At 39.9% G+C, this 19,378-nt stretch carries 21 protein-coding genes; all 21 read right to left on the minus strand.

The window, feature by feature from the left end; all coding sequences use genetic code 11:
* Positions 1-14: 14 nt before the first annotated feature.
* The gene (gene rnhB, locus KHA88_RS06900) at positions 15-782 is read right to left on the minus strand and encodes a ribonuclease HII (RefSeq protein WP_213096622.1); all 768 of its coding nucleotides are present in this window, start codon (positions 780-782) and stop codon (positions 15-17) included.
* A 56-nt stretch (positions 783-838) separates the two neighbouring features.
* Positions 839-1,696 carry a ribosome biogenesis GTPase YlqF gene (gene ylqF, locus KHA88_RS06905; protein ID WP_213121670.1) on the minus strand — a complete coding sequence of 286 codons (858 nt, stop codon included), beginning with the start codon at positions 1,694-1,696 and terminating at the stop codon, positions 839-841.
* A 20-nt stretch (positions 1,697-1,716) separates the two neighbouring features.
* On the minus strand, positions 1,717-2,259 hold the full coding sequence (lepB, locus tag KHA88_RS06910; RefSeq protein WP_213097818.1) for a signal peptidase I: 543 nt from the start codon (positions 2,257-2,259) through the stop codon (positions 1,717-1,719).
* 212 nt (positions 2,260-2,471) lie between these two features.
* Positions 2,472-2,816, minus strand: coding sequence for a 50S ribosomal protein L19 (rplS, locus tag KHA88_RS06915; protein ID WP_213096620.1), 345 nt, complete (start codon positions 2,814-2,816; stop codon positions 2,472-2,474).
* A gap of 155 nt (positions 2,817-2,971) precedes the next feature.
* Positions 2,972-3,694, minus strand: coding sequence for a tRNA (guanosine(37)-N1)-methyltransferase TrmD (gene trmD, locus KHA88_RS06920; protein WP_249312934.1), 723 nt, complete (start codon positions 3,692-3,694; stop codon positions 2,972-2,974).
* Positions 3,691-4,209: a ribosome maturation factor RimM gene (gene rimM / locus KHA88_RS06925; RefSeq protein ID WP_213096619.1), complete on the minus strand. Its 519-nt coding sequence runs from the start codon at positions 4,207-4,209 to the stop codon at positions 3,691-3,693. The genes trmD and rimM overlap by 4 nt, the downstream gene beginning before the upstream one ends.
* A 6-nt stretch (positions 4,210-4,215) precedes the next feature.
* Complete coding sequence (locus KHA88_RS06930) at positions 4,216-4,605, minus strand: YlqD family protein (RefSeq protein WP_213096618.1); 390 nt, start codon at positions 4,603-4,605, stop codon at positions 4,216-4,218.
* 72 nt (positions 4,606-4,677) lie between these two features.
* Entirely contained in the window at positions 4,678-4,911 is a 234-nt protein-coding gene (locus KHA88_RS06935) for a KH domain-containing protein (RefSeq protein WP_213096617.1), read from the minus strand.
* Positions 4,912-4,922: 11 nt separating this feature from the next.
* Positions 4,923-5,195: a 30S ribosomal protein S16 gene (gene rpsP / locus KHA88_RS06940; RefSeq protein ID WP_213096616.1), complete on the minus strand. Its 273-nt coding sequence runs from the start codon at positions 5,193-5,195 to the stop codon at positions 4,923-4,925.
* Between the two features lie 94 nt (positions 5,196-5,289).
* Entirely contained in the window at positions 5,290-6,633 is a 1,344-nt protein-coding gene (ffh, locus tag KHA88_RS06945; protein WP_213121671.1) for a signal recognition particle protein, read from the minus strand.
* A gap of 11 nt (positions 6,634-6,644) precedes the next feature.
* Entirely contained in the window at positions 6,645-6,983 is a 339-nt protein-coding gene (locus tag KHA88_RS06950; protein ID WP_430413625.1) for a putative DNA-binding protein, read from the minus strand.
* A 93-nt stretch (positions 6,984-7,076) separates the two neighbouring features.
* Positions 7,077-8,066, minus strand: a complete 990-nt coding sequence (gene ftsY, locus KHA88_RS06955) for a signal recognition particle-docking protein FtsY (RefSeq protein WP_213096614.1) — start codon at positions 8,064-8,066, stop codon at positions 7,077-7,079.
* A gap of 23 nt (positions 8,067-8,089) precedes the next feature.
* Positions 8,090-11,650 (minus strand): chromosome segregation protein SMC, encoded by a 3,561-nt coding sequence (gene smc, locus KHA88_RS06960; RefSeq protein ID WP_213121672.1) that lies wholly within the window; start codon positions 11,648-11,650, stop codon positions 8,090-8,092.
* 33 nt (positions 11,651-11,683) lie between these two features.
* On the minus strand, positions 11,684-12,415 hold the full coding sequence (gene rnc / locus KHA88_RS06965; protein WP_213096612.1) for a ribonuclease III: 732 nt from the start codon (positions 12,413-12,415) through the stop codon (positions 11,684-11,686).
* 307 nt (positions 12,416-12,722) lie between these two features.
* Positions 12,723-12,953: an acyl carrier protein gene (locus KHA88_RS06970; protein ID WP_213096611.1), complete on the minus strand. Its 231-nt coding sequence runs from the start codon at positions 12,951-12,953 to the stop codon at positions 12,723-12,725.
* A 101-nt stretch (positions 12,954-13,054) separates the two neighbouring features.
* Complete coding sequence (fabG, locus tag KHA88_RS06975) at positions 13,055-13,798, minus strand: 3-oxoacyl-[acyl-carrier-protein] reductase (RefSeq protein WP_213096610.1); 744 nt, start codon at positions 13,796-13,798, stop codon at positions 13,055-13,057.
* A complete protein-coding gene (gene fabD, locus KHA88_RS06980; protein WP_213121673.1) occupies positions 13,795-14,742 on the minus strand; it encodes an ACP S-malonyltransferase in 948 nt (315 codons plus the stop codon). Before fabD ends, fabG begins: the two co-directional genes overlap by 4 nt.
* Before the next feature lie 22 nt (positions 14,743-14,764).
* Positions 14,765-15,754, minus strand: coding sequence for a phosphate acyltransferase PlsX (gene plsX, locus KHA88_RS06985; RefSeq protein WP_213096608.1), 990 nt, complete (start codon positions 15,752-15,754; stop codon positions 14,765-14,767).
* Positions 15,754-16,335, minus strand: a complete 582-nt coding sequence (fapR, locus tag KHA88_RS06990; protein WP_213096607.1) for a transcription factor FapR — start codon at positions 16,333-16,335, stop codon at positions 15,754-15,756. Before fapR ends, plsX begins: the two co-directional genes overlap by 1 nt.
* 98 nt (positions 16,336-16,433) lie before the next feature.
* Complete coding sequence (gene recG / locus KHA88_RS06995; protein ID WP_213121674.1) at positions 16,434-18,485, minus strand: ATP-dependent DNA helicase RecG; 2,052 nt, start codon at positions 18,483-18,485, stop codon at positions 16,434-16,436.
* Positions 18,469-19,365: an L-serine ammonia-lyase, iron-sulfur-dependent, subunit alpha gene (gene sdaAA / locus KHA88_RS07000; protein ID WP_213121675.1), complete on the minus strand. Its 897-nt coding sequence runs from the start codon at positions 19,363-19,365 to the stop codon at positions 18,469-18,471. The genes recG and sdaAA overlap by 17 nt, the downstream gene beginning before the upstream one ends.
* Positions 19,366-19,378 lie beyond the last annotated feature (13 nt).

Consider the following 19,378-nt stretch of genomic DNA (forward strand, 5'->3'; position numbering starts at 1 on the left):
ATGGCCCCTCCTTGTTATGGCATAGTCTTTAAAGGAGCGAAAGTTTTCCGATGAATCGAGCATGGTCCGAATGTTTTTATTGCCTCTAAATGAATTTTCGTTCCGTAGCCCATATGTACATTAAATCCATAGTCAGGATATTTATGATGATATTCTTTCATGATTTGATCACGTGTAACCTTTGCAATAATCGATGCTGCAGCGATTGATACACTTCGGGCATCCCCTTTAATGATCGGATTTTCCGGATAAATACTCTTCAAATTCACGGCATCAATGAGCAAATAATCTGGTTGGGTGGATAAATTTTGAATTGCCTCTCGCATTGACTTTTTAGTAGCCTCGTAAATATTGAGACGGTCAATTTCTTCCGCGGATATAATACCAATTCCTACGGCAATCGCTTCATCCATTATGCGCCTATATAACTCTTTCCGTTTTTGTTCATTTATTTTCTTTGAATCATTTAATCCCTGGAAATAGCTGTTCTCGTGCAGAATTACCGCTGCCGAGACAACAGGTCCTGCAAGTGGTCCACGTCCCGCTTCATCAATGCCAGCGATATATTGATATCCCTGTATCCTAGCCTCCTGCTCAAATTGAGTCATGGATTGATAATTATGCCAGTCTTGCTTTTCTTGAAGCCTGGCACGCCTCCATTTGTCCAGTAACTCGATAACACCCTTTCGTGTATCTGTTGCAAGCTCGGCAATTAACGGGTCATGTTCATCTTTTACATTCATTAAAATTCGCTTTATTTCTTTAACAGAAGCTGTTTTCATCTTTTACTCCAAACATAATAATTTTAAAAAACAAAGACCCCAAACGATGGGGCCCCTTATATCGGATTTTGATCCGGTAAATCAAATGTAATCGCGCCAAAATATTGCATCCTCAAATCTCTAACAATTGTTTCGGCTGTTTTGTCATAGTCTATTTCTCCACCCGCAGCAAGGCAACCTCTCAACTCTCCAATCTTATCGAACAAAGATGAGATTTCAGACGGTATTTCAGCTAATGCATACCGTTCCATGAGCCGATCTGGATAATTGGTTTGAAGGAAATTAAGACCAAATACAGCGATATCTTGCATGTTAAGGAGCGTATCTTTTATGGCACCGGTCAAAGCAAGTTTGTAACCAGTCTCGGGGTCTTCAAATTTCGGCCATAATATTCCTGGTGTATCAAGGAGCTCCAGCTCTTTTCCGACTTTAATCCATTGCTGTGCTCTTGTAACGCCGGGAGTATTACCTGTTTTGGCAATATTACGCTTGGCGAGCCGATTGATTAAAGTCGATTTTCCTACGTTAGGGATACCAATGATCATTGCCCTAATAGCTCGAGGTCTTAATCCTTTTGCTTTTTGGCGTTCGCGTTTTTCATGCAGTATTTTTTCAGCTGCCTTCACAATTTCCTTTATCCCTATCCCTGCCTGTGAATTAATGGCCAATGCTGTCTGACCTTGTTCTGCATAATGGGCAGTCCACTTTTTGGTTAACTCTCGATCAGCCATGTCAGCTTTATTTAATAAAATTAGACGTGGTTTTTGATGAATAATTTCTTGGAGCATAGGATTGGAGGATGATTCGGGAATGCGGGCATCCACAAGTTCAAAGATAATATCCACTAGTTTTAGCTTTTCTGTCACTTCTCGGCGCGCTTTCGCCATATGTCCAGGAAACCATTGTATTGTCATAAAATTTGCCTCCAGCTAGTTTACTTCACAAGTCTAATATCTTTTAGCGGCCAATAAACGACATTTGTATCACCAATCACTTTTTCAATCGGAATCGTGCCTATTTGCCTGCTATCTTTGCTAAAACGGCGGTTGTCTCCCATTACAAACAATTCGCCCTCAGGCACTGTCTTTTGTCCATTTGGGATTTCTTCCAGCGTAAAATCAGCTGTTAAAGGGCCATCGGTAATTTGCTCTTTATAAGTGTTTAAATATGGTTCTGCATACGGCTCACCATTTATATATAAAATATCATCTCGATATTCTACTGTGTCGCCTGGCAAACCAATGACACGTTTAATATAATCTTTTTGTTCCGGTGCATGAAAAACGATGATATCGAACCGTTCTGGTTTTCCTAATTTATTCACAATCATCCGGTCGCCATTATGTAATGTCGGCATCATCGATAATCCATCCACCACGATCGGTGCAAAGAGAAAATAGCGAATTACCGCTGCCAATCCAATTGCAATGAGCAGCGCTTTGGTCCACTCCCACAACTCATTTTTTTCTTTAGTCATATTGTCACCATCCAATTCAAAGCTTAGATCTGCCATTCATATATGTACTATTGTACCGGAAAATTAGTATTTAAAAAACTTTAAGCACACGTTTAATCATTTAAAAATACATAAAAGGAGCTTGTACCCAAGCTCCTTTTACATCATTTCTTATAATCCAGTAAAATATGTCTGCTCACCCAAAAACGATAAGCTGATCCTTTACTGTATAATTATCGAATTTCTTTGATACGAGCTGCTTTACCACGTAATTTACGTAGGTAGTAAAGTTTTGCACGACGTACTTTACCGCGACGCACGACATCAAGTTTCGCAATTCTTGGAGTGTGTACAGGGAATGTACGCTCAACTCCAACACCGTAAGAGATTTTACGGACAGTGAATGTTTCACTGATTCCGCCTCCGCGGCGCTTGATCACTACGCCTTCAAAAAGCTGGATTCTTTCGCGTGTTCCTTCAACAACCTTAACGTGGACACGGACAGTATCCCCAGGGCGAAATGCTGGAAGATCATTGCGAAGCTGGTCTTTAGTAATTTCTTCAATAAGTTTGTGCATCGTATTCATCTCCTTCCAACCGATGCTCTTGCAAACTACAAGCAAATGCAGCGGAACACCGTTGTTTCAAGCGGTCAAAGGGCATAAAGTGCCCCAGCCACAAAAACTATATTAACATACAGCCATTTTGATTGCAATTGTAACTTTTAGAAATATTACTCATTCAGCCATTTTTTTTGTTTTTCCGAGAGCGGATGTTTATCAAGTAGGTCCGGACGCCGATTTTTGGTTCTTTTCAATGATTCTTGTTGGCGCCATTCGTCTATTTTGCTATGATTGCCAGACAAAAGGACATCGGGAACCTTCATTCCGCGGAAGTCAGCAGGACGAGTATAATGGGGGTGTTCAAGTAAACCAGAAGAAAAAGAGTCAAGAATAGGAGAAGCTTCATTTCCAAGTACTCCGGGAATTAATCGCACGATTGAGTCAATGATAACCATCGCCCCGAGTTCTCCACCAGTCAATACATAATCCCCAATAGAAATTTCATCGGTCACTATATGTTCACGAATACGCTCATCATAGCCTTCATAATGGCCACAAATAAAGATTAAATGGTCTTCTTGGGAGAGTTCTTCAGCTTTTTGCTGATTGTATTGCTCGCCTTGTGGACAAAGCAAAATAATCCGAGGGTTCGAATCATTCTTTTCTTGTAAATGAGCGACTGCGTCGAAAATGGGTTGGGGTTTAAGAACCATCCCCGCGCCCCCTCCATATGGATAATCATCTACAGCTTTATGTTTATTTTCCGAAAAGTCACGGAAATTCTCTACGTGATAAGACACGAGCTCTTTCTCCGCTGCCTTTTTTAAAATGGAAGATCCGAATACACCAGAAAACATTTCTGGAAATAATGTCAATACGTCAATTTTCATCATTCTAGCAATCCTTCTATTGGATTAATAATAATTCTTTTTTCTTCAATTGAAATATCTTTAACAACCTCATCAATAAAAGGGATTAGAACTTCTTTGCCATTATCTAGCTTCACTACCCAAACATCGTTAGCGCCCGGAGTAAGAATTTCTATCACTTTTCCTAATTTATCGTCATCTATCGTAGTAACGACGCATCCGATGATCTCATGAAAATAATACTCTCCCTCGGACAATTCCTCCAGTTGCGTTTCCGAAACTTTCAAAATGCCATTTTTCCACTTTTCCACATCATTAATATTGGAATGTCCTTCAAAGGTTAGGAGATCAAAATTTTTATGCTTTCGATGACTTTTCACCTTTAGTTGTTGCGGTTGCTTACTACCGGGCATAAAAAGATGAAGGAGGTTGCCTGGAGAGTATCTTTCTTCTGGAAAATCAGTCTTTGAGATGACTCTAACCTCTCCCATAATGCCATGTGTGTTTACAATTTTCCCTACATTAAACCAGCGCTCCATCTTCATTCACTCCCTAATTTCCGTGACAATACCATCTTGTATGATCACTGTTTTTCCCTTTATAATATCATCCCAACTATCGCCGATATTTATGTCTATAAGCGCTTGAACATCTTGGTCCTTTAATTCACTCCCCAGTGGCAGTAAATCAAGCTGGTCAATTTGGAAGTCAATTAATTTTATTTTTTCCTTACGCTTATCTAATTCTTTGTCAAATTGTGTTTTCAAACCGTTGGAAGAATATTTTCGGGTTCTTTCCAGCTTCTTTAATTCAAACAGTAGCTGATCGCATTCCTTCTTCAGCTGCAGCTTATTATGATTGTATTTATTAAGCAGGCTTTTTTTGCTCGATTCAGTCAGTATCTGCTTAACGGTGACCGTTTGGAGAATTTTCATTGTCTCATCCTCCGCGCTTTTATGTATTTTCACCTGAGTTTTTTATACAAAAAAAGGGGGTGTTTCCGCCCCCTATTCGTCGATTTCCATGTATACCTTCTTATGTTGTTTTAATCCTGCTGCTGCGTAGACGACTGTCCTGATTGCTTTTGCAACCCTCCCGTGTCTACCAATCACCTTCCCAATATCATTTTCATGAACCGAGAGGTGGTAGGTGATGCGCTGTTCTTCTTCTTTCACATGCACCCGAACATCATCGGGATAATCAACAATTGGCTTGACAATCGACAAAATCAACTCTTGCATGTGCATCACAATTACTTGCTATTCTTAACGTTATGGAATTTTTCCAAAATGCCTTGTTTTGAAAGCAAGTTACGAACAGTATCAGATGGTTTTGCTCCATCTTGAAGCCATTTTAGAGCTGTTTCTTCATTGATTGCCAATTGAGCTGGCTGTGAAATTGGGTTATATGTTCCGATTTCCTCAATAATACGGCCATCACGTGGTGAACGTGAATCTGCAACAACGATACGATAGAAAGGAGATTTTTTTGCTCCCACACGTTTCAAACGAATTTTAACTGCCATTTTAATAGCACCTCCGAATAGTTTCACACAAGATAGTATGATATCAAATATATGATTTGTTTGTAAAGTATTTTTTCTTAACAGGTTAAAAAAATTACATGAAAGGGAGTTTAAACCCTTTTTTCTTCCCTTTTTGTTGCATGCCGGTCATTTGTTTCATCATTTTTTTCATTTCTTCAAATTGCTTCAGAAGTCGGTTTACTTCTTGTACGGATGTACCGCTTCCTTTTGCAATCCGACGCCGTCTTCCCGCATTAATGATCTCCGGCTGTTGTTTTTCTGCAGTAGTCATGGAACGAATGATTGCTTCGACATGGCCAATTTGTTTTTCATCAACTTGAAGGTTATTCATACCTTTAATTTTATTCGCCCCAGGCATCATTTTGATTAATTCGTCAAGCGGCCCCATATTTCTCACTTGGCTTAGCTGCTCAAGAAAATCATCAAATGTGAAAGATGCCGTACGGAATTTCTGTTCAAGTTCCTTCGCTTTCTCCTCATCCACAGACGCTTGCGCCTTTTCGATTAAGGTAAGCATATCTCCCATGCCAAGAATTCTGGAAGCCATTCGTTCAGGATGAAAGGATTCCAGAGCATCCATTTTTTCACCCATTCCAACAAACTTAATAGGCTTGTCTGTCACTGCACGGATTGATAAAGCAGCTCCGCCTCGTGTATCACCGTCAAGCTTTGTCAAAACAACGCCGGTAATTTCAAGCTGTTCATTAAAGCTTTGTGCAACATTAACTGCATCTTGCCCGGTCATTGCATCCACGACTAAGAAAATTTCTTGCGGTTTTGCAACTTCCTTGATTTCTTTCAGCTCATTCATCAATTCGCCATCAATATGGAGCCTACCTGCAGTATCAATCAGCACATAATCGTGATGCTCTTCCTTTGCTTTTTCAATTGCCTTGCGAGCTATTTCAACAGGGCTGACTTGATCACCCATTGAAAACACCGGCAAGTCTAGCTGTTTCCCAAGCGTTTCCAGCTGTTTTATGGCAGCTGGTCGATATATGTCCGCAGCTACAAGCAAAGGTTTTCTATTGTATTTTTTTCGCAGTAAATTCGCCAATTTTCCTGTTGTGGTTGTTTTTCCTGCGCCCTGTAAACCTGACATCATGATTACGGTCGGAGGCCGATTCGCGGTCGCGATTTGGCTCTCCTCTCCTCCCATGAGTTCAGTCAGCTCTTCCTTAACTACTTTAATAACTTGCTGACCAGGAGTGAGGCTCTTCATTACTTCGTGCCCGACCGCTCTTTCACTAACTTTATTAATGAATTGCTTGACGACCTTAAAGTTAACATCGGCTTCAAGCAAAGCAAGGCGGACTTCACGCATCATTGCCTTTACGTCAGCTTCCGAAACTTTTCCTTTGCCTCGGATTTTTTGCATTGTTGCTTGCAGCCGGTCGGCCAATCCTTCAAATGCCATTTTGCCGCCCCCTAATCCAATTCCTCAAGCAAAACCAAATAATGGTCTAGATTGGCTCGGTCTAGTTTTCCTTCCGCCAAACACTTTTCCATTTGCTCGGTAATTTTTTTGCGCTCTTGAAATTTTTGAAATAACAGCAGTTTTTCTTCATATTCTTCCAGCATGGCTTCAGTACGTTTTATATTATCATAGACAGCCTGACGGCTAATTTCATATTCTTCCGCAATTTCACCAAGCGAGAAATCATCGAGATAATAAAGGGACATATAACTGCGTTGCTTCGGAGTCAACAGCGCCTGGTAAAAATCAAATAAATAGTTTATACGCGTTGTTTTCTCAAGCATGGCCATTTAAATCCCACCTTGTTAAGTTAAAAGCCTTTACAATGAAATAATACACGGAAGCTTCATTAATGTCAAGATAACGGAAAAAGCACCGTTATCTTATTCATTTTCGCTTTCGATCGCATCGGAAAACAGTCCATATACATATTTTTCAGCATCAAATTCTTGAAGATCATCCATTTTTTCTCCAAGACCAACAAATTTAACAGGAATATGCAATTCATTCCGGATAGCTAGAACGATTCCGCCTTTTGCTGTTCCGTCAAGTTTAGAAAGGACAATCCCACTCACATTCGTGGCCTCTTTAAATGTTTTCGCTTGAATCAATGCGTTTTGTCCAGTTGTAGCATCTAAAACAAGTAATACCTCATGAGGGGCTTCAGGCACTTCACGTTCAATGACACGTTTAACTTTTTCCAGTTCCTTCATTAAATTAACTTTATTTTGCAATCTGCCTGCTGTATCACAAAGTAAAATATCGGCTTTTCGTGATTTGGCAGCCTGCAGTGCATCAAACATGACAGCCGCCGGGTCGGAACCTTCTGCTTGTTTAATTACATCAACCCCCACACGTTCTCCCCATACTTCCAGCTGTTCAATTGCTCCGGCTCGAAACGTGTCACCAGCAGCCATGATTACTTTTTTTCCTTCTTGCTTAAATTTGTGTGCAAGCTTGCCAATCGTTGTCGTTTTCCCAACTCCGTTTACACCAACAAATAAAATGACTGTGAGGCCACCTTCTTGAATATTCAAGTTATTAGAGGATTCTGCGCCTGATTCGTAAATTTCCACAAGCTTTTCTGAGATTACCGATTGAACATCCTCAGGGTCCTTAATATTCTTCTTCTTAACTTCTGTCCTCAATTCCTCAACGAGCTTCATCACTGTTTCAAAACCGACATCTGCTTGGATGAGGATTTCTTCAAGTTCCTCAAAAAAGTCTTCATCTACTTTTCTGTAGCGAGAAATAAGATCATTCACTTTTCCAGTGAAATTATTCCTTGTTTTCGCAAGTCCATCTTTAAACTTTTCTGAAACAGTATCGGTAGAAGTGGTAAATTTTTCTTTTAGCTTTTTAAAAAAACTCATAATATACTGCTCCTTTCCTAAATTTATGCCATCTGCTTATCACTTTCCAATTTTACAGAAACAATCTTAGAAACCCCTGATTCCTGCATTGTGACACCGTATAAAACATCTGCCCCCTGCATGGTTCCTTGTCTATGGGTAATTACGATAAACTGAGTTTCGCTGCTAAATTGCTGTAAATAACGGCTGAATCTTTGAACATTTGCCTCGTCTAGAGCAGCCTCTACTTCGTCTAGTACACAAAATGGCACGGGACGAATTTTTAATATGGAAAACAAGAGTGCAATGGCTGTTAAAGATCGCTCTCCGCCGGATAACAAACTTAAATTTTGCAGTTTTTTCCCTGGCGGTTGTGCGACGATATCAACGCCTGTATTGAGCATGTCTTCCGGATTAGTTAGCTTCAATTCGGCTCTGCCACCGCCGAATAATGCTTTGAAGACTCCTTCAAATTGGCTCTGAATCTCATAAAAAGTAGTACTGAATCTTTTGATCATTTCATTATCCATTTCGTCCATAACCTGAAACAAATTATCTTTTGCCTCAGAAAGGTCCGTCTGCTGTTCTAAAAGAAAGTGATATCTTTCATACACACGGTCATATTCTTCAATCGCTCCAAGATTGACAGATCCAAGTTCTGCGATCTCTATCTTTAATAGCTTCACTTTTTGACTAGTCTCATCAACTGGAAGTACAAGTGGATATTTCTCCATGGCACTTTCGTACGTAATTGTGTATTCCTCTCGCAGTTTGGATAGTCGATTTTCCAGCTCTACATCTAGACGATTGGTTTTGACCTCTTCGTCTTTTAACATAACATTTATTCCATTATACAATCGCTTATGCTCTTTCAATTCAGCTTCTCTCTGTTCAATAGAGGTTTGGAGTTGAAGTCTTTCCTCACTACGTAATGCAATCATTTTTTCAGTTTCATGTTTTTCTGTTTTTTTCGCTTCCGCTTGTGCTGCAAGCTCTTCTTCACTTGTATTGTGACCTGTCATTTCACCTTCAATCCAGGCCAAATCCTCTTCCAATGATTTTTGCTGTGCTTTAGATTCTGAAATTTCCCGCGTGAGTATTTCTAAGTGGGCATGAATCGCTGAAAGTTGCTCTTTCGCTACTGCAAATCGAGATGAAAGATCAGTAATTTCACTTGCTAAAAAATCTTTTGATTGTCTTTCGCTGTTCCGCTGAGCAGTCAATTCTTCAATTCTGTTGTTTAAAGACTTTATTTTTTCCTCACATTGTGCGGTGATCGAAGCAAGCACGGTACTTCGTTCAGTTATTTTATTTTTTTCAGCTTTTAATTCTGACGTTTCCAAATCATATAAAGCGAGACGCTCGTCCACATTCTTTTTACTTATTTCAATTTGGACAATGGCTGCTTCCGTCTCATTTTGCCTAATCCGCAGTTTCTCACCTGTGTATTTGATCTGTTCAAGACGTTTTTCTTCATCTTCCAATTCTTGTTTGATATTTACCCATTCTTGCTTAAGGATGGCCGTTTTAGCTTTCATATCAGCCAATTTGTTTTTTATTTCCTCAAGCTCACTCTTGCGCCCTAGCAATGAACTCGTTTTTTGCTTAGATGCTCCACCCGTCATCGATCCACCCGGATTAACAATATCCCCTTCCAAAGTAACGATTCGGTAACGGTACTGAAGTAATTTTGCCAATGTATTCGCACCAGGTAGATCTTTGGCAATAATTATGTTTCCAAGGAGACTTTTGATAGCAGGTGCATGTTCAATCTGGTAATTGATCAGGTTAGCTGCAATGCCAATAAAAGCATCATTTGTTTTAAGAATTGCCTCTTGACTTGGTTGCACGTTTTTCTCTCGAATAATATTTAAAGGCAGAAAGGTAGCTCTCCCATATTGATTCCTCTTTAAAAAGTCAATTGCATTCCTTGCATATACTTCCGATTTTACAACTATATTTTGCATCGAGCTTCCTAAAGCTGTTTCGATTGCCAAAGCATATTGCTTGGGAACAGAAATGAGCTCAGCTACTGCCCCTTCTATTCCTTGAAGGGCTTCTCCCCTGGCTTTCAAAATTTCTTTGACCCCTTGAAAGAATCCGGTATATTCTTCTTCCATTTCTTCCAAGGTTTCTTTTCGAGACTGTGCTTTTTGAACAAATTGATTTGCCTGGTTTAGTAAAGAGGTTTTTGTATCATATTGCTGTTTTAATAAGTCAATATTTTTTTTCGCTTCGCCAAATTGAATGAGTTGAGCTTCAATTTCTGCTTCAACCACTGCCATTTCTTCAATCTTACTTTTCAAGTTTTGAGTAATTTCACTTCGTTGTTCTATATATTTCTCGTTCTCTCCATCTAAACGATTACTTTTTACTATTTGCTGATTTAGTTGTTGATCCAAATAATGAAGTTCATTTTTAGCGGCTGCTTGTTCATTCAGCACTTCAATAAAGTCACTTTTTAATGATTCAATTGTGTCCTCAATTGAACCGTCTAGAAGACTTAATTTTTTCTTCTTTTCAGCTAGGGAGTCTTTTAATTTTTGGACTTCTGCTGCCTTAATTTTGGCTTCGTTCTTTGTTATTTTAAGGTTTTCCGCTAATTGACGTCCTTTTAGTTCTGCCTCTTGTATACTCTTTTTTAGCTGTTCGGTATTTTGAGTCGCATTTCTCGTTCTCTCTTTTAATACCTCACGTCTACCTTCCAGTTTCTCTAGTTCCTTGGAGGCCGTAAGCAATACAGATTGTAGCTCTGCTATATTTGCATTAAATGACGATAAGCGACTTCGCCCCTCATCCACTTGCAATTCATTTTGTTTAATCATCTGTGAAAGTTCTTGATGCTGAGAAGCTAATTTTTGTAATTCCACCTTTGATTTTTCCCAATTTTCATGCAAAGCACCTATTTCAAATACAGTCAATGCTACTTCATGATTTTCAAGTTCTTTTTTCTTATCAAGATAATCTTTAGCAATGGATGCTTGGATTTGTAGTGGTTCAATTTGTCCTTCTAATTCATGAAGAATATCATTGACTCGATTTAAATTTTCACTTGTTTCCTGCAGCTTTGATTCAGCTTTCTTTTTCCGCGTCTTATACTTTAAGATACCAGCTGCCTCTTCAAAGATTATTCGCCTTTCTTCCGGCTTACTGTTTAATATTTCTTCTACTTTACCTTGACTGATAATGGAAAAGGCTTCTTTTCCCAAGCCTGAATCCATGAATAAATCAATAATATCTTTTAATCTGCAAACATGGCCATTAAGGAGATATTCACTATCTCCTGTTCTAAATACTCTTCTCGCCACATTTACTTCGTTGTATTCAATCGGCAAGGCACCGTCTTCATTATTTAACGTCAAAGCAACTTCGGCGAAATTCAATTGTTTTCTTGAATCACTTCCTGCGAAAATGATGTCTTCCATTTTCCCACCACGTAATGATTTCGCCGATTGCTCTCCAAGCACCCAACGGATTGCGTCGGTAATATTACTTTTCCCACTTCCATTCGGACCTACGACAGCAGTTACTCCAGGAACAAATTCGATGGTAACCTTTTCTGCAAACGATTTAAAGCCGATAATATCTAGTTGTTTTAGGAACAAGAACTTCCCTCCATTCTGCGGCTCAAATAGATCCTATTCCTCTTTTAATTTCCCTAATGCCATTTGGGCTGCATGCTGTTCTGCTTCTTTCTTGGACCGGCCAGCCCCTTCTCCGAGTACCTCATTATTTATAGATACTTGTGATACAAAAATACGGTTATGTGCAGGTCCTTCTTCTTGGAGAATTTTATATTCCAAAGTACCTGGACCATCTCTTTGAACATATTCCTGCAATTGGCTCTTAAAGTCCATCACATGAGAAAAAGCACCCGAATCCACTTTTAAATATACGACCTTATCCAAGAACGAAATGACGGTCTCCAACCCTTGGTCAAGGTATAACGCTCCGATAAAGGCTTCAAATGCATCGGCGAGCAAAGCGGGACGTGTGCGGCCACCTGTCATTTCTTCGCCCTTTCCGAGCAAAACAACTTCGCCAAACTTCACCTCATTAGCAAACATGACTAATGATGGCTCACATACGATAGCTGCTCTAAGCTTAGTTAATTCGCCTTCACTCATCGTTGGATACTTCTTGAATAAGTACTGTGATACTGATAATTCCAAAACTGCATCACCTAAAAATTCAAGTCGTTCATTGTCTTCATGTGGTTTTTTTCGATGCTCATTCACATAGGATGAATGTGTAAAAGCCTGCATTAATAATTTTTCATCATTGAATTTGATACCGTTTCTAGTCTGGAACTCCTTAAATTTCTGGGAAATTTTATTATTTATTTTTCTGTCTCGATATGTTTTCCGCATATGCCATCCACCTTGAAAGTGTATTTATTAACAAAAGCGCAAGCGCCTTGGTATAGGAAGAACGGCTAAGATCGCCACTTCCTGTGGCAACGCCGTTCTGACCCGCATCCTGCGGGCCTCCGACAATCAAATGTTCTGAGACAATAAAAGTCCGATCTTGACTTTTATTGGATCAGGTTATTTGACCTCGAGGGGCTAGGCGCTGGAGCTGGACGAAACAAAAGCGTAAGCGCCTTTATCATTTCCTACTGAACTAGAAAAGCCCCGTCGACTTTCAACGGGACATGTTCTAAGCTTGAGCGACTAGTTATTTACTTTTTATGTAATTTACAGCGTCGCCTACTGTTGTAATATTTTCAGCATCATCATCGGAAATTTCCATATCAAACTCATCTTCCAGTTCCATGACAAGTTCCACTACATCTAGGGAATCAGCACCTAAATCATCTTTAAAAGAAGCTTCAAGCGTTACTTTTGATTCTTCGACGCCTAGACGGTCAACAATAATTTTTGTTACACGTTCAATTGTATCTGCCATTCGATTCACCTCCCCTCAAGTCATTATAATAGAAATCTAAATAAAGTAAAATGATCAGTTAAGATATTTACTTTATTTGATTTGTATGAATATATGGCGAATTACATAACCATACCACCATCTACATGCAGTGTTTGACCAGTCATATAATTTGCATCATCAGAAGCAAGGAATAAAGCTACTTTTGCAATGTCTGCAGCATCACCGAATTTTCCGAGCGGGATTTGTTGAAGCATGGTGTTTTTCACATCTTCTGGAAGCTGGTCAGTCATATCAGTTGAAATAAAACCTGGTGCAATCGCATTAACTGTAATTCCGCGTGCTGAAAGCTCCCTCGCCGAGGTTTTCGTTAAGCCGATCACTCCAGCTTTTGCTGCAACATAATTTGCTTGTCCAGGATTTCCAATGACTCCAACAATCGAAGCGATATTAATTATTTTGCCTGATCTTTGCTTCATCATTTGCCTAGAAACGGCTTTTGTGCAGAGAAAAACACCCTTTAAATTAATATTGATGACGTCATCCCATTCGCTTTCTTTCATCCTCATCAGCAAATTATCGCGAGTAATTCCCGCATTATTCACTAAGATATCTAGTTTTCCAAATTGATTAATTGTTTCCTTTACCATCTCTTGTACAGAATCTGCGTCTCCCACGTTACATTTAAACGCGAAGGCTTTTCGTCCCATAGCAATGATTTCGCTAACTGTCTCATTCGCTTTTTCTTCACTGCCTGAATAGTTGACGACAACATCCGCACCTTCTTTTGCTAAGAAAATGGCAATTTCTCGTCCAATTCCTCTGGATGCGCCAGTTACAATAGCCGATTTCCCTTCTAACTTCACTCTTCTTCCCCCTTTAGTGCTTCAATAACCAATTGACAGCTTTCTGGATCTTGGACTGAAAAAGTTTTGACACTTCTGTTCACCTTTTTGATTAATCCCGATAAAACCTTCCCAGGGCCAATTTCCACAAAAGTGTCTACACCAAGTTCTATCATCTTTTCCACTGAGTCTTCCCATAAAACCGGCGAATAAAGCTGCTTCACTAATTTTTCTTGAATATCATCACTTGAAATAGTAGGGGCAGCTGTTACATTCGCAATAACGGGAATAGCCGCATCATTCAGTTCAATTTCCTGAAGAATGGCTCGGAATTTTTCGGCTGCAGGTTTCATTAAGCTTGAGTGAAATGGACCGCTCACCTGTAAAGGCAGCACTCGCTTTGCACCTGATTCCTTTGCTTTTTCTCCGGCTCTTTGAACACCTTTTGTCGTACCGGAAATGACGATTTGACCTGGGCAATTCAAATTGGCGAGTTGAACCGAATCGCCGCTATTTGTAATCGTCTCAGTAATTTCTTGCAATACGTTTCGATCGAGTCCGAGGACAGCCGCCATTGTTCCTTCACCATTAGGAACAGCCTCTTCCATAAATTCTCCACGTTTGGATACAGCATATACAGCATCTGTAAACTCGATTGCCCCGCTTGCAACTAGCGCTGTATATTCCCCAAGACTATGGCCTGCGGTATAATCTGCCTTGATGCCCGCTTCTTGAATGCTCTGTAAAAGCGCAATGCTCGTTGTTAAAAGAGCAGGCTGGGCATTCGTAGTTTGTGTCAATGTTTCCTGGGGGCCGTTAAAGATTATGGAGGACAGTTCATTTCCTAGTCGTCTATCGGCACTTTCAAATATTTCTTTTGCTTTAATATTTGCATCAGCGATAGCTTTTCCCATTCCTACTGTTTGTGACCCTTGGCCTGGAAAAACAAATGCTATTTTTCCCATTTTTTAAAACCTCCACATCTAATCATTGTTCTTTTTTAGAAATAACCGTTCTAATTGTATCTGATATATCATGTTTAACCATGTCTCTCGTCTGTCGAATCGCATGATAAATCGCATTGGCATTTGAAGATCCGTGTGCTTTAACGACTGGCGATTCAAGACCAAATAAGCAAGCACCGCCATACTCTGTATAATCCATTTTATTTTTCAGTTGGATTAGATCAGGTTTTAAAATACCGGCAGCGAGTTTATTTTTCAAATTGCTCGTTAACGTGTCTTTTAACATCGAAAAAACAGATGCAGCAGTTCCCTCGATTGCTTTTAGTACAATATTTCCTGTAAAACCATCAGTCACGACAACATCCGCGTGTCCTTCAAGTAAATCGCGGGATTCAATATTACCGACAAAATTCAAATCTGCAGCACTTAGCAACTCAAAAGCCTTTTTTGTCAGTTCATTACCTTTATTTTCTTCGGATCCGATATTCAACAAAGCTACTTTAGGCTTGTTAATCTTTCTAACTTTTTCTGCGTATATATTTCCCATGATTCCATTTTGCAATAAATGTTCCGGTTTTGCGTCTGCATTTGCCCCCAAATCTAGCATGACAAATCCCCTGCCGTCTAATGTCGGCAGAGTGGGCGCAAGGGCAGGGCGTTCAATCCCTTTTATTCTGCCCACAACGAATAAGCCCGCAGCCATTAGCGCTCCGGTATTCCCCGCGGAGATACAAGCATCCGCTTCACCTTCTTTTACCGCCTGAGCCATTCTGACCATTGATGCATCCTTTTTGCGGCGGACAGCCTTTACAGGTTCATCCGTTGACTCAATTATTTCTGTCGTATGTATAATGTGAACACGAGCATTTTCAGACAAATGCTCTTTAATACGAGCTTTATCGCCATATAATATAAACTCTGTATCCGTAAAATCTTGCGCAGCTCGATTGACACCTAAAATAATTTCTTTCGGTGCATGGTCGCCACCCATCGCATCAATTGCTATCTTCATTAATTTTCACCTTCTACAATATGACTGGAACGAAACATTTCAAATTCGCCTTTAAATGCCAATTCCTGGCCAACATAGCTGTTTACATCTACGATTGTTCGATCAGAAGGCCATGTTTGCTTACGCACCTTTGCTTTTGCGACGACTCTATCTCCCATTTTTACAGGCCGGGTAAAATGAATGCCAACTTTAACAGTTAAAGCAAGTTCATCGTTAATTACAGCCACCGCAAGAGAGTTAGCCTGAGCAAATAAGTGGTGACCACGTGCAATTAAATTCCGCTTAAAAACATGCTCTTTTTTCACATCAAAAATTGAAATTGCGGTTTCGTCTAAATGAATATCGATAATTTCTCCAATGACTTCGTCAATAGGCAAAGATTTCACTTCATCTACTACATTCTTTTCTGCAACTGTCTTAATTCTTTCTCTTAATTCAGGTATCGCCAATTCCATTCGATCTAGCCTAATTGTTTGAACACTGACAGAAAATTTTTCTGATAATTCCTCATCAGTTACAAAGGGATTCTCATCAATTGTTTGACGCAGCATTTTTTGGCGATCTTTTTTGGACGGTCTCATCTTTATCAACACCATTTCACGATATTAAGACTAGGTATTAACAGTAGTATATAAAAACAAGGAGTGAAGCGCAACAAATACGCCACCCCTTTTTATTATTAATCCAATTTCTCTCCAGATAGAGCACCCGACGCTTTTAGATAATTTCGTAGAGGCAAGAAATCTGGATTTTCCCAGAATTCCTTTTGTTCGATTAACATTGATGCATCATTACGTGCTGTTTCAAGTGCACGATAATCGTGTACCATATCAGCGACTCTAAATTCAGGCAGTCCACTTTGTTTTTTGCCGAAAAAGTCGCCTGGTCCTCGCAGTTCTAAGTCTCGTTCACTAAGCTTAAATCCGTCGTTTGTTTCCGTCATAATCCTCATACGTTCTTTACCAATATCTGTTTTTGGATCGGCTAACAATATACAGTATGATTGTTCACGTCCGCGCCCAACCCTGCCACGAAGCTGGTGAAGCTGTGATAATCCGAATCTCTCAGCATCATAAACGACCATGACAGTAGCATTCGGAACATTTACGCCAACTTCCACTACGGTGGTTGATACGAGGAGCTGAATTTCGTTATTACTAAACGCCTTCATTATTTCATCTTTCTCTGCGGAAGGAAGTCTTCCATGCATTAGACCCGTTTTAAACTTTCCATGAAAATAATTAGATAGCACATCATGGACATCGATCGCATTTTGGACATCAATTTTATCTGATTCTTCAATTAAGGGACAAATAACATAAGCTTGACGACCTTTTTTTAATTCCTTTTCTACAAACTCAAGAATTCGATCAAGCATATTGTGTTTCGCCCAATGTGTTTCAATCGTTTTTCTCCCGGCAGGCATTTCATCAATAGTTGAGACATCCATTTCACCAAATACTGTAATAGCTAGAGTTCTAGGTATAGGAGTTGCAGTCATAAATAACACATCTGGGCTTTCGCCTTTTTCTCGCAATACCCGCCGCTGTTCTACACCAAAACGATGCTGCTCATCCGTAATAACGAGACCCAGCTTATGAAAATCAACCTCATCCTGAATAAGGGCATGGGTTCCTATGATAATATCAATCTCACCATTTTGCAGTTGTTCCAAAATAATTCTTCGCTTTTTCCCTTTAACTGAGCTAGATAGTAGGGCTGTTTTCACTCCTACTGGTTCAAGTAGTCCGCTAATAGATTCTAAATGCTGTTCAGCAAGTATTTCTGTAGGCACCATTAATGCAACTTGAAAACCTGCAGTTACGCTAGCATAAAGAGCGATCGCTGCAACAGCTGTTTTACCAGACCCTACATCTCCTTGTAGAAGACGATTCATTTTATACGGTGATTTTAAATCGGCACATATTTCATTCACAACTTTTTTCTGGGCATTTGTTAACTGAAATGGGAGTGATTGAATAAACATTTTTATTTTTTGAAGATCGTATTGCTGTCCGATTCCCTCTGATTGCTCTCTTTCAAATTTGCGAAACGCTTGCATTTTCAATTGAAAGTAAAGGAACTCTTCATACACAAAGCGCCGCCTTGCCTGCTTCACTTCTTCTTGAGATTGAGGAAAATGCATATTTTGCAAAGCTATTTTTTTGGCAGGTAATTTATACTTTTCCATAAAAAATCCCGGTAAAGTTTCCTCTATGTCATCCCCATATTCATTGAAGGCCTGGATAATATATCTTCGCAAAGCTTTTACAGTCACTGACCCTTTTACTGGATAAACGGGTTCGAAATCGGCGTTTGGGGTTTGGGGGGAGCCTATTTTTAAATCTTGTCCCGTAATTAACTGGCGATGTTTATCCCACTTTCCCGAAACTGTAATAACATCTTGAGGAGAAAGCTTGCCTTTTAAATAAGCTCGATTAAAAAATGTAACTTTAATTAAATATTTATCCACGAGCAAATGGATAGTGAGCCGATTTTTTTTCTTCCCATAATACATGAGTGATGGCTCACTATGGACCGTGCCTTCGACTGTAATTTTTTCATCGTGAGCAACTTCAGCTAAATCGCGAAGTCTTATATCTTCGTACCGAAAAGGAAGATAATTCAACAAATCACCTATCGTTTGAATGCCCATATTAGCTAGGTTCATTGCTGTCTCATTACCAATTCCTTTTAAGACGTCAGTAGGCTGGTCAATGCGCTTCATCACGGTTTGCTGGCGCGATCCCAAATATTTTTGCCTCGAGCATTTTCCCAGTCGGAGTCGCCGCCAACCCTCCTTCTGCCGTTTCTCTTAAAGCGCTTGGCATTCGTTGACCAATTTTGTACATTGCATCAATTACCTCATCACACGGAATTCGACTTGTGATGCCAGCTAATGCCATATCAGCTGCAATCATTGCATTTGAGGCCCCCATTGCATTTCTTTTTACACAGGGGACCTCTACTAGACCCGCTACAGGATCACAAACAAGCCCTAACATATTTTTCAAAGTAATGGCCATTGCCTCCGCACACTGTGAAGGTGTACCACCGGCCAATTCCACAATCGCAGCAGCAGCCATTCCCGCCGCAGAGCCAACTTCAGCCTGGCAGCCTCCAGCGGCACCTGATATAGATGCGTTATTAGCTACAACAAAACCAAATGCCCCCGAGGTAAACAAAAATTTAACCATTTGCTCTCGCGACGGATTCAATTTATTCTTTACAGCAAACAAAGTACCAGGAACCACTCCAGCAGAGCCTGCTGTAGGTGTAGCACAAATCGTTCCCATTGCAGCATTTACTTCATTCGTTGCTACAGCCTTACTGACCGCATCCAAAATTATTTCACCAGAAAGAAAATTTCCTTTTTCAATATATCTTTGCATCAAAACAGCATCTCCTCCAGTTAACCCAGAGTGTGATGTAACACCTTTTAATCCTCGTTCTACGGCCTCTTCCATTACAGTAAGGCTTTTGTCCATTTGGGTGAAAATTTCTTCCCTGCTCCTATTTGTTACTTCCATTTCCTGTTCGATCATGATTTCCGATATTTGCTTATTTTGTGATTCTGCTAAATGAACCAATTCGGCAACATTTCTAAACATGTCAGAATCCTCC

This window comes from Lederbergia citrea, assembly GCF_018343525.1.
GTDB lineage: Bacteria > Bacillota > Bacilli > Bacillales > Bacillaceae_C > Lederbergia > Lederbergia citrea.

Bases quoted from the DNA above. Each gene is read 5' to 3' on its own strand.
- rnhB (WP_213096622.1), bottom strand. From the start codon at position 782: ATGAAAACAGCTTCTGTTAAAGAAATAAAGCGAATTTTAATGAATGTA.
- ylqF (WP_213121670.1), bottom strand. From the start codon at position 1,696: ATGACAATACAATGGTTTCCTGGACATATGGCGAAAGCGCGCCGAGAA.
- lepB (WP_213097818.1), bottom strand. From the start codon at position 2,259: ATGACTAAAGAAAAAAATGAGTTGTGGGAGTGGACCAAAGCGCTGCTC.
- rplS (WP_213096620.1), bottom strand. From the start codon at position 2,816: ATGCACAAACTTATTGAAGAAATTACTAAAGACCAGCTTCGCAATGAT.
- trmD (WP_249312934.1), bottom strand. From the start codon at position 3,694: ATGATGAAAATTGACGTATTGACATTATTTCCAGAAATGTTTTCTGGT.
- rimM (WP_213096619.1), bottom strand. From the start codon at position 4,209: ATGGAGCGCTGGTTTAATGTAGGGAAAATTGTAAACACACATGGCATT.
- KHA88_RS06930 (WP_213096618.1), bottom strand. From the start codon at position 4,605: ATGAAAATTCTCCAAACGGTCACCGTTAAGCAGATACTGACTGAATCG.
- KHA88_RS06935 (WP_213096617.1), bottom strand. From the start codon at position 4,911: ATGCAAGAGTTGATTTTGTCGATTGTCAAGCCAATTGTTGATTATCCC.
- rpsP (WP_213096616.1), bottom strand. From the start codon at position 5,195: ATGGCAGTTAAAATTCGTTTGAAACGTGTGGGAGCAAAAAAATCTCCT.
- ffh (WP_213121671.1), bottom strand. From the start codon at position 6,633: ATGGCATTTGAAGGATTGGCCGACCGGCTGCAAGCAACAATGCAAAAA.
- KHA88_RS06950 (WP_430413625.1), bottom strand. From the start codon at position 6,983: ATGGCCATGCTTGAGAAAACAACGCGTATAAACTATTTATTTGATTTT.
- ftsY (WP_213096614.1), bottom strand. From the start codon at position 8,066: ATGAGTTTTTTTAAAAAGCTAAAAGAAAAATTTACCACTTCTACCGAT.
- rnc (WP_213096612.1), bottom strand. From the start codon at position 12,415: ATGCGGAAAACATATCGAGACAGAAAAATAAATAATAAAATTTCCCAG.
- KHA88_RS06970 (WP_213096611.1), bottom strand. From the start codon at position 12,953: ATGGCAGATACAATTGAACGTGTAACAAAAATTATTGTTGACCGTCTA.
- fabD (WP_213121673.1), bottom strand. From the start codon at position 14,742: ATGGGAAAAATAGCATTTGTTTTTCCAGGCCAAGGGTCACAAACAGTA.
- plsX (WP_213096608.1), bottom strand. From the start codon at position 15,754: ATGAAGATAGCAATTGATGCGATGGGTGGCGACCATGCACCGAAAGAA.
- fapR (WP_213096607.1), bottom strand. From the start codon at position 16,335: ATGAGACCGTCCAAAAAAGATCGCCAAAAAATGCTGCGTCAAACAATT.
- sdaAA (WP_213121675.1), bottom strand. From the start codon at position 19,365: ATGTTTAGAAATGTTGCCGAATTGGTTCATTTAGCAGAATCACAAAAT.